The sequence below is a fragment of the Riemerella anatipestifer genome (assembly GCF_009932355.1).
Lineage (GTDB): Bacteria > Bacteroidota > Bacteroidia > Flavobacteriales > Weeksellaceae > Riemerella > Riemerella anatipestifer_E.
This window is the reverse complement of the sequence record NZ_LEKU01000004.1, coordinates 18,120-31,524: the sequence shown is the minus strand read 5'-3', so window position 1 is coordinate 31,524 and position 13,405 is coordinate 18,120. Positions and strand designations below refer to the sequence as shown.

Annotated in this window: 12 protein-coding genes and 1 pseudogene; 3 read left to right on the top strand and 10 right to left on the bottom strand. The window is 32.7% G+C overall.

Translation table 11 applies throughout. From position 1 onward, the window contains the following. Window positions 1-169, top strand: a pseudogene (locus tag GXW81_RS01145) (IS982 family transposase); the annotation flags it as partial. Here the strand turns inward: GXW81_RS01145 and GXW81_RS01140 are convergent. The 9 genes from GXW81_RS01140 to GXW81_RS01100 are packed head-to-tail and all read right to left on the bottom strand — an operon-like array spanning window position 166 to window position 10,229. After that, entirely contained in the window at window positions 166-1,143 is a 978-nt protein-coding gene (locus GXW81_RS01140; protein WP_161530839.1) for a glycosyltransferase family 2 protein, read from the bottom strand. The pseudogene GXW81_RS01145 and the gene GXW81_RS01140 sit on opposite strands and share 4 nt — an antisense overlap. A gap of 30 nt (window positions 1,144-1,173) precedes the next feature. Further along, complete coding sequence (locus GXW81_RS01135; protein WP_161530838.1) at window positions 1,174-2,196, bottom strand: hypothetical protein; 1,023 nt, start codon at window positions 2,194-2,196, stop codon at window positions 1,174-1,176. Continuing rightward, window positions 2,193-3,287, bottom strand: coding sequence for an acyltransferase (locus tag GXW81_RS01130; protein ID WP_161530837.1), 1,095 nt, complete (start codon window positions 3,285-3,287; stop codon window positions 2,193-2,195). Before GXW81_RS01130 ends, GXW81_RS01135 begins: the two co-directional genes overlap by 4 nt. Continuing rightward, window positions 3,284-4,444, bottom strand: coding sequence for a glycosyltransferase family 4 protein (locus GXW81_RS01125; RefSeq protein ID WP_161530836.1), 1,161 nt, complete (start codon window positions 4,442-4,444; stop codon window positions 3,284-3,286). The genes GXW81_RS01130 and GXW81_RS01125 overlap by 4 nt, the downstream gene beginning before the upstream one ends. Before the next feature lie 4 nt (window positions 4,445-4,448). Beyond that, window positions 4,449-5,336: a capsular polysaccharide synthesis protein gene (locus GXW81_RS01120; RefSeq protein ID WP_161530835.1), complete on the bottom strand. Its 888-nt coding sequence runs from the start codon at window positions 5,334-5,336 to the stop codon at window positions 4,449-4,451. A gap of 10 nt (window positions 5,337-5,346) precedes the next feature. Then, a complete protein-coding gene (locus GXW81_RS01115) occupies window positions 5,347-6,318 on the bottom strand; it encodes a glycosyltransferase family 8 protein (RefSeq protein ID WP_161530834.1) in 972 nt (323 codons plus the stop codon). A 24-nt stretch (window positions 6,319-6,342) separates the two neighbouring features. After that, window positions 6,343-7,323: a glycosyltransferase gene (locus GXW81_RS01110; protein WP_161530833.1), complete on the bottom strand. Its 981-nt coding sequence runs from the start codon at window positions 7,321-7,323 to the stop codon at window positions 6,343-6,345. An 11-nt stretch (window positions 7,324-7,334) separates the two neighbouring features. Beyond that, window positions 7,335-8,438, bottom strand: coding sequence for a UDP-galactopyranose mutase (glf, locus tag GXW81_RS01105; protein ID WP_161530832.1), 1,104 nt, complete (start codon window positions 8,436-8,438; stop codon window positions 7,335-7,337). A 9-nt stretch (window positions 8,439-8,447) separates the two neighbouring features. Continuing rightward, window positions 8,448-10,229: an ABC transporter ATP-binding protein gene (locus GXW81_RS01100; protein WP_161530831.1), complete on the bottom strand. Its 1,782-nt coding sequence runs from the start codon at window positions 10,227-10,229 to the stop codon at window positions 8,448-8,450. Between the two features lie 206 nt (window positions 10,230-10,435). On the opposite strand from GXW81_RS01100, the gene folE reads away from it, so the two are divergent. After that, window positions 10,436-11,101 (top strand): GTP cyclohydrolase I FolE, encoded by a 666-nt coding sequence (gene folE / locus GXW81_RS01095; protein ID WP_013447099.1) that lies wholly within the window; start codon window positions 10,436-10,438, stop codon window positions 11,099-11,101. A gap of 27 nt (window positions 11,102-11,128) precedes the next feature. After that, window positions 11,129-12,589, top strand: a complete 1,461-nt coding sequence (gene cysS / locus GXW81_RS01090) for a cysteine--tRNA ligase (RefSeq protein WP_161530830.1) — start codon at window positions 11,129-11,131, stop codon at window positions 12,587-12,589. A 54-nt stretch (window positions 12,590-12,643) separates the two neighbouring features. Here cysS and GXW81_RS01085 read toward each other — a convergent pair whose 3' ends face one another. Next, entirely contained in the window at window positions 12,644-13,393 is a 750-nt protein-coding gene (locus GXW81_RS01085) for an SDR family NAD(P)-dependent oxidoreductase (protein ID WP_161530829.1), read from the bottom strand. Window positions 13,394-13,405: the final 12 nt, after the last annotated feature.

Genomic DNA, 13,405 nt, shown 5'->3' with positions numbered 1-13,405 from the left:
TTTCTCTCAACTTTGCGACCAATTTATGATTAAAAGAAACTATGCTAAAACTTTTGAAGGCTTTAAAACAAGGATAATCAGTAAAATAACCGCCGCAACGGTTATTCAATATATCAATAAATTTATCTTCCAAAGAAAATTAAATCATCTAAAAATCAGTATTATTTAAAATGCACAACGAGTCTTCATTTTAAATAAAAAATAGTCTATCTTCTTTAAAACAGTATCTCCCTTAAGATATCTCAAACTTTCTCTATTAGCTATATAAATATCCTTTAAAAACTGTACTCTTTCTTGTCTTGAATACTGCCTGCTATGATATATGATAGTCCTTAGAAGATGGTTAAAATTACGACTAAATTTATCTGTAAAATATTTTTTATTTGCCTCACTATTGTCATTTTTTAATATATAATGATAAAATTTGTTACACTCCAGTGTATACATAAATTCTGAAGTATAACCTGCATGACGAGATGTAAGAGAATTTAAACGAGCAACATAATTATAAGAGTCTGAAGCTATAAAGATTATTTTATAGATAAGTTGCAAGTATTTATGATAAAATATTTCGTCTTCTCCCATAGTTACCTTTTTATTAAAACGGAGATTGTTATCAAAAATTAATTCCCTAATATATAGCTTACCACACGCATATCCTTGAATGTATCTGTACTCTTTAATTAGCTTACTAAGATCTTTAGGAAGTGTAAAAATTTCATTATTAAATCCATTAACACTCCTTATAATTTCTTTTCCGTTCTCTAAAATTCTTTTATGATCTTGTACCACCATAAAGTTGCCTTCTCCCATATTTCTAACAAAATTCTCCAAATAGTCTTCGTCTACCCAATCATCAGAATCTATAAAACACAAGTACTTTCCTCTCGATCTCTCTATACCAAGGTTTCTCGCCGCAGAAACACCTCTATTCTCTTGCGAATAAACTAATATATTTTCATGGTTTTTACCAAAATATTCACAAATACTTAAAGAATCATCCGTAGAACCATCATCAATAAGCAATAACTCCCAAGATTTTTGAGTCTGTGCTAACACACTGTTTATGCATTTTTTTAAGTAGTCGGCACTATTATACACTGGTGTAATGATGGAAAATAAAGGTGTTGTAATATCATTCATTTTTTCTAATCAATTATTATAAATTTAAGGTTACGAACTTTTATGCATTTCAATAAAGCCCTCGGTCCACTTTTTCCATTTATCGGCGAAGGATTTATTTTCATTCTCTAGTAAAATTCCGTAAATATAATCTACCGAAAAGTCCTCTGGAAAGTTCTCATAACTGTCAAATTTCCCTTCATACCAAAGCTCGTTCAAAATATAATTAAATCTTACTAAATCAAAATGATCCTCAATATTAAAAGAGTTGAACGATGCGGAGCTGCGATACGAAGTAGCCATAGCCCGGTTATTAAGCAAAGTATATTTATGCATTCCCAACTCACCCTGTGCAGAAAAGTTTAAATCCCAATCTACTGCATTTATCAGTTGTAAGTCTTCAACCACTCTCTTATACTGGTCTTTCCAAAGAAATTTTAAATAATCTTTACGATACATTCCCATCGGAATATCGTACATTGTCCAAAGTTGTTTTCGCCAACCTTCTGGTAACAGGTTCAGTTTTTCCAAGAATGTTTTTAATTTAAAACTATTCTTAAGTAACATTTTATAAAACTTAGCAGACCTAACAATATATTTAGGTTTATGAAAAGATATTTTTTCTGTGAGTGCTCTATTTTCTATGTACTGGGTATCCTTGTTTAAAATACGCCCTAATTTCAGAATCTGGATACCGTACTTCTCCATTTCTTTCGCATAGAAATGCATATCAAAATCGTCTATAAACCAAACATCATCCTCCGTCATTATCAAAATCTTCGAAGATTCTGTGACCGCCGTATACCATAAATCTGTTGGAATCCTTATATCATAGTAGTTTTCTACCCCTTCTAAATGCTTAGTTATTTTAACTATTTTCTCATCTCTGTATTTTGAAAATTTAAAAGAAACCTTCGGATATTTCTCCTTGATTCGGTTGAGGTATTTCTCTGGAGTACCATCATCTAATACCACTATATCAATTTGATACACATCAGATACTTTTTCATAAATACTCCTCAGGCAGCGATCCAGCAAATAAGAGCGATAAAAACTTTTTATAAGTATGGTCATTCTTTATTTTTTAAAATATCTTTTATCTTTTCCTTACAAGGTATCTCTACCCATTGATAGGTATAATGAGAACAAACTATCAATACAAACAATGAAGAAAAAAATATTAAATATGGGTTTACTATATGTAGAATACGAAATGCTTTTTCTATAATATCAAAGACTGGCTTTTGCAATAAGTAAATGGCAAAACTTATCTCCCCTAAGTAAACAAATATTTTTCTCCTAAACAATTTTGTTATCTTACCTTCATTTGCTGATATAAAGAAAATTAAAACGGCAAAGTTCACAGCAATAAGACCATTATGTACAAGTAAATCTCTAAAACAATACACCATAATACAAGTAACTGTAAACACTGCTATAATTGCAGCATCATAATTATTTTTAACTTTTTTATAATTATTTATAAAATATTTACCAAATAGCAATCCAATACAAAATTGATTCAAATGAAATAATGGATTACAGAATAAAAACAGATGTTCTGCTGAAAAACCATAGCCCTCTTTAGAAATCTCAGTATATAATGGAGAAAAATAAAACATAATCATTAAAGCTTGGCTAATTAGCCAAAATAAAACCAATATTATTGATATTTTCTTTATATTCTTTTTCCTAAAAAAAAATTTATGTAATATGGGAAAACATAAGTAAAAAAATAATTCAACCGAAATAGACCAAGAAGGTTCATTTAATGTTAGTGCACTTTGAGGAAACCACGATTGAATTAGAAAAACATGCTTTAAAATCAAGGAAACATCTGGAAAATGATAAAATTCAAAATATTTCAAAGAAACCAACAGAGAAACTACAATCACTAAAACTAAACTTAGTATATGTAACGGATAAACTCTTGCTATTCTATTGATATAATATTCCTTTGGACTTACATAACTTCGATTTCCATAAGCCAACATCATCACAAAACCTGATAGTACATAAAAATAACTTACTCCTAAATTCAAATGAGGTTTTAACTTCTCAATAAAATCAAAATTTGTTACAAAAATTTTATTATGATGATAGTGAAAGAATACAAGTAGTACCGCTACGATAAACCTAGTAAAAGTTAGCTGTGAAGTATTCATTTTTTTTCTATCAAACTATTAAACAATCCTTCCCATTTTTTCATAATATTAGACATTTCGTAGCGTTTTGATACTCTCAATGCCTCTTCTGACATTTCCTTTCTTAAAACCTCGCTCTCCATTAATTTGCTTAATTTTTCTGCAAAAGTTTCCACATCATTGGGTTCTACTAAAAAATCTTTCAATTTGTTGTCTCCCAACATTTGTTTAGGTCCATTTTTACAAGCAAAGGCTACGGGAACAAGCCCTGATGCTATAGACTCTATAAGAACGAGTGGAAACCCTTCAAAACGAGAACTTAGGGCGAAAACAGAATATTGCGCATAGACCTCATTAATGCTTTTACTTGGCGGAAATATATTGATACTCTGCTCCAAACCAAGTTTTTTGATCTGAGAGCGAAGCTCTTCTTCCAAATCACCGTGCCCATAGAGGTCTAATTGCCAATCCGGAAACTTTTTACCAGCAATAGCCCAAGCGTCAATAAGATAATTAAAGCCTTTTTGATAGGTGAATCTTCCCACCGCAAGAACCTTTTTAGTCTTATAATCTGTAGTAATAGGTTCTATTGTGATAGGATTGGGTATATTAGTTACATTATCAAAATAGTGACTCCACGCTTTTTCGTCTTCTTCCGTAAGTACTACAATTTTATCAAACTTGTTAAGAGTTCTTTGGAACAATTTGGTTAAAATCTTAGCCTTTAAATTTTGCAAAGACCAACCGGATTTTAAAATTTTGCTAAACGGCGTAATATCAAAATGAAAATGGTATTCCATTACTTTTTTACTCCCGTCTTTTATCAAGGGTAAAAACTTGTGTTCCGCACCAAAATACATCGAAATTGCAATATCAGTAGGATTATGGTACAGATAATCCTCCACTTTTTTTCGGTAAGTTGCCATAAAGTTTTTATACAACTTTTTTCTCTCCGCACTGGGAAAGTTTTTCAGGTCTCGCGTAGGATCTAGAGTATCAAAATGAATCATTTTTATTCTCTCACTAAACTTAAAGAAAATAGGATCATCATACTGCCTATAAGTAATTATCGTTACGTTGTACCCCAGCACATCCGCCAGATAATTTGCTTTAACATTTAGCATTCTTTCGGTACCTGCAGCATCCTTCAAATTTGGAAAAAAATAAACAATATTCATTGTATTATCTATAATTTTTTAGGTTAGGTAAAAGCTTTTTATCCCTCAAGACATGTTTATGATATTTCAGAATAAGTGGATGAAAAATTTGCCCAAGCAGATGAAAATACGGTATAGGATAGTTTTCATTTTCATATCCTACTAACTCTTCGTTCTTGCTTACAGAAGATTCTAAGGCAGCATAGCATTTATCCATTCTTTTATGCAACTCCGTATACCACTCGGTTGTAATAGGAGAATAGGGCTTGCAGATGTACGCACAATTACCAATAAGTAACGGTGTGTGCCTTACTAAATCTTGATGCAACTGCAACTGGCTTTTCTTTTTTTCCTGACCCTGATTTCCTTCTTCTAAAAAACGGTCTTCTATAGGAGCTATTCCTCCATGCAATAATTCTGGATAACCAATAATATATTTACTTCTTTTAGAATTAAGTTTATTAAAAGTATTCCTCCAAGAATGTTCAAAAGGCTTAATATCAGCATAACCTCCCCCGTAATGATACATAAAATAACATCTTAAATAATCTGAACGGTGTACTAAACTCAATAATTCATAGCCTTTATGTAATGGGGCATCTTTTTTTATATATTCTTGTAAGTTATTTGGAGTAATGAGTTTTACAGGAACTCCTGCATTTTTTTCTAGTGTTTCCAGTCCTCTTTTTCTATTCTCACTCATTTCATTATCTCCCGTCCAAAAGCAATAGATGACTTCTGGAGCCTTTTGCTCTTTATAATCCCCTTGATAACGATTTGATAAAAAGCTACCTGGATATCTATCTTCCGAAAAGGTATAGTTATACCTCCCCTGTTTTATGTTTAAAACTTTTTGATAGAAATTAGGAAAAGTTTTTTTCAGCTTTAAAGCTATAGTATTGAATAACATCATATATAATTTCCTATGAAAAAAATCTCATAAATAGTCTCCACCAAATAGGAAAGTGTCTATTATTTTCCTTAATTATTTCTTCCACAAATTCCTTTGGAGGATTTACTTCATGCATAGAATATAAATATTTATAAAATAACATCCTATCTGGCCTTTGTGATTTCCAAGGTTTAGCCGCTTCTACGAAATGATATATAAAGAACGGTAATTTCTCCTTCTTATTTAAGTTGAAAATTTTCTTTATACAAGAAAATAAAACCTCCTTGTATGAATATCTAAACGGATTTATTCTTATACTTGTCATAAAGTTATATTTCTTACTGATAAGCTTTACTCCTCCCCACCTCGTTAAAACAGAATTGAGAATATCCTGATCAAGCATTTTAGGATTACCTATATCAAATAGAGTAGAAAACAATTTTGATGTAAGATCCTCTCTATTCATTTTTTCTATATTAAATAGAATCATACCACTATTAAAATATTTTTTCGGATCATCTAACTTTAATACATTATAAAAATACTCTGTTGTATACCAATCTTCCCCACCTTTTTCTATAAATTGAGCATGTTTAGTATCTTGTACCGCTATGGCAGAATTATTTTCAAAATCTATATAAAGTAATTCAGAAATATCAGTTTCTACCACTATATCACTGTCTAAGTATAAAACTCTATCATATTTTTTCAATAAATTTGGAATGAAAAATCTAAAATAAATCTCAACAGAATAATAGTCTTTTATAGGGAAATTAAGTTTCTCAATATTATCCATTATTATAAAATCAAGAGTACAATTTCTATATCTTGAAATGAAATCATTCATTATCTCTTGATTCCTTCGACTTATTCCCTGTGTAAGAATATAAAATTTATATTTGATATTTTTATATTTAATGTTTGAAATAATAGAAGCTATCGTTACGCTTGTATATTTAATATACTTATCATCACAAGCAAACACAATTGGAAACTCTTTCATTTTTATTAATTATAAATGTATAACTTATTTTCTCCAAATAAACGAAGTATATCTAAATATAAAATAGGGCAGTATATTATAATACTTCACCAATTTGATATCCGAAAACGCCTTATATTCTGGTGTTTTTTTCACAAAAGAATGCCACTCCGCCAATTCTTTTTTTGCACTAGAAAAATCTAAATGAACTAAAATTTTATAGTACATTTGGAAGAAGGTCTTAATAGAAGACAAAATAAATTTCCTCTTTTCTTCAGCCATTTGAGATTTATGCTGCGTATATCTTTGGTAATAATACCTAATAACCGTTTCCACTCCTTTCCTGTTTTTTCTGATGGTAGCAGGAGCTACGGTTTGTCCATCTCTTCCTATCAAGTATCTGTATAGAGGAACAGCTATGTAACATAAATCTTTAGCAAAAAAAAGGGGTAAAGAAGCAAAAAGAGTATCCGTATAAAATATTTTTTCCGGAAAATCTATTTGTGCCTGCCTTACCACCTCCGTTTTATACGCTAACCTATGCATTACAAAAACCTCATCCAAATTATTAATTTCTTTATCCAAATCATAAACTTTATTAGGTTTTACTTTTGGTAAACTAAATAATTCTGACCGATTTTCAAAAACATATTCCCTTACAAAATCCGTAACCACAACATCTGTATCGATAGTCTGCAATTGCTCTACAAACCTTTCGAACGATTGATTATCATACCAATCGTCAGAGTCTAGAACTTTACAATACTTGCCTTTTCCCTCCACTATTCCTCTTTTTAATACGGAACCATAGCCTCCATTTTCCTTGTTGATTACCCTAAAAGTTTGAGGGTATTTTTCCTCATACTCTCGCGCTATTTCCAGTGCATTATCCGGGCTTCCGTCTATAATCAGAAGCACTTCCAAAAGCGACATTAAATTTTCTCTAATTATCAGCGAGTCCAAGCATTTAGGTAAATACTCTTCCGTATTATATATAGGAACTATAAGGGTTAGTAATTTTTTCATCTTTTATTTTGTTAAATAGATGCGATCATCTCTAGTGCCTTTGCGACCACTTGATGCATATCATAGTATTTATACTCAGCCAACCTTCCGCCAAAAATTACATTTTCACATCCGTCTGCCAAAGCTTTATATTTCTGATAGACTGCTTGATTTCTCTCATCATTGATTGGATAATACGCTTCCTCTCCTTCAGCCATGTCTTGCGGATATTCTCTCGTAACAATGGTTTTAGGCTGTGTGCCAAATTCAAAATGTTTATGTTCTATAATTCTAGTAAATGGTATTTCTCTCTCAGTATAATTTACCACTGCATTCCCCTGATAATTAGCTTCATCTAAAATTTCCGTTTCAAATCTCAAACTACGATAATCGAGTGCTCCGTGTTGAAAATCAAAAAACTCATCTATTTTACCTGTATAGACAACAGTTTCAGCAATAGAATCCCAATGTTCCCGATTGTTAAAATAATCGGTATTGAGCCTTACTTCTATCCCCTCTAACATTTTTTCTACCAGCAATGTGTATCCACCATTAGGCACACCTTGATAAGTATCATTAAAATAATTATTATCAAATGTAAATCTAAAAGGAAGCCTCCTAATAATAAAGGCAGGGATTTCCGTGGCAGGTCTGCCCCATTGCTTCTCTGTATAGCCTTTTATCAGTTTTTCATAGATATCTTTTCCTCCCAATACCAAAGCCTGCTCTTCAAGGTTTTTAGGCTCGACAATATGCTTATATTCTGCTCTTTGTTCCTCTATTTTTGCTTGAGCTTCAGCAGGAGTCTTAACTCCCCATAACTGATAGAAAGTATTCATATTAAAAGGAAGATTATACAAATTCCCCTTGTAGTTAGCGATGGGAGAATTAGTGTATCGGTTAAATTCCACAAAAGAATTTACATAATCCCAAACTTCTTTATTACTTGTATGAAAAATATGAGCGCCATATTTATGAACATTAATGCCCTCTATATTTTCTGTATAGATATTTCCCGCAATATGCTCACGACGTTCTATAACAAGGCATTTCTTGCCTTTTTTTGTCATTTCGCAAGCGAATATTGCTCCAAATAAACCACTCCCTACTATTAGATAGTCATATTGTTTGCTCATACTTTGGTTTTAAACTTCTTGCAATTCTACCATTTTTTTAAATCTTTCAGACTTGTTTAGTAACTCACCAAAAGTCCCATGATTAATAATCTCCCCTTTTTCCATCAGATATACTTGGTCTACATTTTTGACAGTGGATAATCTATGAGCAATAATAATCATTGTAAACTTACCTTGTAGCATATCTATACTTTCCTTAATATGTTTTTCCGTTTCAGAATCCAAGGCAGAGGTCGCCTCATCCATCACCAATAACTCAACCTCTTTATAAAGTTCTCTGGCAATAGAAATCCTCTGTTTTTGTCCTCCTGAGACTAAAATACCATTATTACCCAATCTTGCATTTTCTTTGTTTTCTACACCCTCCACAAAAGTCTTCATAGAAACCATTTCCATGGTATTCCAAAACCGCCCTATGTTCTCAGGTGTTTTCTCTGCCCAAAAAGTTACATTATTAAAAATACTATCATCAAATATCACAGGTTCTTGAGTGATGTAGCCTACCTTATCTCTAAAACTATTTAGATTGCTCTTATATAAAGAAATACCGTCCATAAAAACCTCTCCTTTGTGAGGTGGTAACAGACCACAAAGCACATTAGCTAGAGTTGTTTTACCTGCACCACTCTCTCCCACCAAAGCTATAGACGACTTTGGACTAATACTGATATTAATATTTCTCAAAATAGGAGTTCGCCCATATGTAATGCTAATATCCTTTGTATCAATAGTACTAATATTTTGAATTTCTCCTTGTAATTTTGGTTCTTGATAACGTTTAAATTCAGAAAGAATAAACTCTACCGATTCTAAACCTGCAGAAGTTCGCATAAAATTATTCCAAGAGTTTTGCATACTCACCAAGTGAGCTAAAGCTCTATAAAACAGAAGCAAACTCACTAAAATAGAACCAAAGCTTCCTCCCATAACATTTACCTGAACCAAAATAACCATTGCAATGATAATGATAATCATAGGTTCTCTTAAACTCTCTGCTATCGCTCCTATTTTCCCCATTCTAAAGTTAAGATCTTCCGATACCCAAATATTATCTTTCAATTTTCTCTCGTAAGTTTTAAAATAATTTGTGGCTTTTAAATACTTAAAGTTATTTATTGCCTGAATAAGATTACCATTAAAGTCATGCCCTACAAAAGACTGCTTTCTTGAATATTCTTTGGTTTTCTTGTTGATATATTTATAGAAAATATTGGTTAACCCACCTCCTATACCTACCATAATGGCAAACTGCCAATTAGATAAGAAAGCCAAAACCACATAGGTAAGTAGCATGACCACGTGCTGAATACTTACAAAATAGGTAACCATAGCATTAACCAATTTATCAACCTCTCCAATCATATTATTTTGAACCCTTCCTGCATCTAGCTTAGTAAAGCCTTCATAAGATAAATCCTTAAAACCTGACAGCAGATTCCATCTTATTTTCCGCATGGCTACTAGGCGTATTTTGGTAAAATAGATTGTTCTAATGTAGAAAACAATACCCTTGAGAACAAATAAACTTATCATCAACCCAAGAGCTGTAGCAAGATTAAGTTCTATTCCCAATCGTTTAATTGCTATAACTAAAAATTCTAACTGCCCTAAAGACTCATTGTTAGTAGCATCTCCTGTAGCAATAGATAACAAAGGAACGAACATGGCTAACCCTAAACCGTCAAGTATTCCGACCAAAAAGTTTAGTAGTATATAACCATAGATATGCCACCCTATTATTCTTCTAAAATAATTAAAAAATCCAAGGCTACTTGTCGTATTATTTTTCATTTTTGTATTCTAAAATCAGACTGATATTCAGCACTAAATAATTTTGTGCTAAAACCTCATGTAAATACTATTGCAAAACTACGAATTTATTTTCAGTCCATTAGTTTTTGTTTATAAATACCAGCTATCCAAAAGTTCCTTTTAAAATTCTACACTTAATTACTCCAAAGATTTTCTTAACTTTGCTCCCATTATAGCAATATATCATGAATAACCATTTTGATAATGATGACGATGTGTTTACAGGCAAAGAGCATACGCCCTTAAGAGCTGATGCCTTTGAGAAAACACCTGAAGAAAAAATTGCCATTATAGAGAAACATTTTGCCGAAATTATGCAAACTTTAGGGCTAGATATGACAGATGACTCCCTAAAAGACTCTCCTAAGCGAGTAGCCAAAATGTATGTTAATGAGATTTTTGGTGGATTACTTCCTGAAAATAAGCCAGGTATCTCTACTTTTAGCAACAAGTATAAATACAGACAAATGCTCGTGGAAAAAGACATTACAGTCTATTCTTTTTGTGAACATCATTTTTTGCCTATCATCGGTAGAGCTCATGTGGCTTATATCTCTAACGGAGAGGTGATTGGGTTATCCAAAATCAATAGAATTGTAGATTACTACGCCAAACGCCCACAAGTGCAAGAAAGGCTCACTATGCAAATAGTAGACGCTCTAAAAGAAGCTCTCGGCACTAATGATGTGGCTTGTATTATTGATGCTAAACACCTTTGTGTTAATTGTAGAGGTATCAAAGACACGGCTAGTTCTACCATTACAGCAGAACTTAGTGGTATCTTTAGAACTAATCCTATCACTAGGCAAGAGTTTCTGCACTATGTTGGTAGTCATGCAAAACTAGATTAAATCTAATCTTTTCAAAACGAAAAAGATATGCTTAAAATATATAACTCTCTCACAGGAGAAAAAGAGATTTTTAAACCTATTTTAGACCATAATGTAGGTATGTATGTGTGTGGTCCTACGGTGTATAGCAATGTACACTTAGGCAATGTGCGTACTTTTATGTCCTTTGATTTTATTTACCGTACTTTAACCTATTTAGGCTACAAAGTGCGTTATGTAAGAAATATTACTGATGCAGGACACCTTACCGATGACGGCGATGTAAACAACGACCGTTTCGTAAAACAGTCAAGGTTAGAAAAGCTAGAACCTATGGAAATTGTACAAAAATACACTGTAGATTTCCATAAAGTTTTAGAACTTTTCAATCTGCTTCCTCCAACCATTGAGCCTACCGCTACGGGACATATTGTGGAACAAATAGAACTCACACAAAAACTAATAGACAAGGGCTTCGCTTACGAAAGTAATGGTTCAGTATATTTTGATGTAAAAGCTTACAACGAAAAAGGACTAAACTACGGCGAACTTTCCAAAAGAAACATAGAAGAACTTTTTGCTAACACTAGAGATTTAGACGGACAAGGCGAAAAGAAAAACCCACAAGATTTTGCATTATGGAAGAAAGCCTCTCCAGCCCATATTATGAGATGGAACTCTCCTTGGGGAGAAGGATTCCCTGGTTGGCACTTAGAATGTACCGCTATGAGTACTAAATATTTAGGTGAAAAGTTTGATATACACGGAGGTGGAATGGATTTAAAATTCCCTCACCACGAATGTGAGGTTGCTCAAGGCAAAGCATGTAATGGAACTTCACCCGTAAACTATTGGATGCACGCCAATATGCTGACAATGAACGGACAGCGAATGAGCAAATCCACAGGAAACTATATCCTCCCAATGCAACTTATTTCTGGTGAAAATGGTTTTTTTGAAAAACCATTTCATCCATCAGTAGTGCGTTTTTGCTTTATGCAAGCCCATTATCGTAGCGTGTTAGACATTTCTAACGAAGCGATGATTGCCAGCGAAAAAGGCTTCCAAAGACTTATGGAAGCTATGAATGTTTTAGAAAATTTATCAGCTAACGGTAACAATACCACATTTAATATTGAAGATTGGAAATCTAAATGCCACGCTGCATTGCTAGATGATTTTAACGCTCCTATACTTATTGCCCATTTATTTGAGGCAGTTAAATTTATTTTTGCATTAAAAGATGGCAAAGAAAGTATAAGTGAAACCGACTTAATCTTGTTAAAAGAAACACTAAACCGCCTAATTTTTGATGTTTTAGGGCTTCAAAAAATAGAAGAAAATAATAACGAAAAGCTAGACCAAGCTCTTCAAATCCTAATCAACCTTAGAAACGAAGCTAGAAAAGCTAAAAATTGGGAGTTAAGCGACCAAATTAGAGACCAACTGCTAGAAAAAGGCATTGAACTAAAAGATGGTAAAGAAGGAACTACTTATAGCTTGAGCTAATTCAATAATAAAAAGGGGACACTTTATAAAATGTCCCTTTTTATTTTAATTTATTTATCTACAAATGGTTCTAGGCTCTGCTTGTGCTTTAGGATAAATACAAAGTTCCGCTATAGAAACACGCTCTGGGGTATTGATACAATAAGCTATTGCATCTGCAATATCTTCAGCTTTCAAAGCTTCGTAGCCTTCATAGACAGCTTTGGCTCTTTCTTCATCACCTTTAAATCTCACTTTAGAGAAATCAGTTTCTACCGCTCCAGGCTGAATGTTAGTCACTTTAATACCAAAACTAGTAAGCTCTATCCTCATACCTTCCGAAATCACATCTACCGCTCTTTTAGAAGCACAATAGACCACCCCATTAGCATAAGTTTGGCGAGCCGCAACGGAAGAAATATTGATGACATGTCCTTTCTTAGCCTCTTTCATTCTAGAAATAATCGGTTTTGAGACATAAAGCAACCCCTTCACATTAGCGTCCATCATCATATCCCAATCGGAAATATTACCGTCGGACAGAGGCTCTAATCCGTGAGCATTCCCCGCATTATTGATAAGTATATCTATATCCTTGAAATTTTCAGGCAAAGAAGTTATGGAGCGTTCTACCTCATCGGCGTTTCTAACATCAAAAACTAAAGCATATACCTCTGTTTTTAAAGATAAATTTTCTTTAAGCTCTTCTAAAACTTCCGCTCTTCGTCCACAAATGATAAGTCTATATCCTTGTTGAGCCAAAAGCTCTGCCGTAGCCTTCCCTATGCCCGATGTAGCTCCTGTTATAAATACCGTTCTTCCCATAAATAAATATTG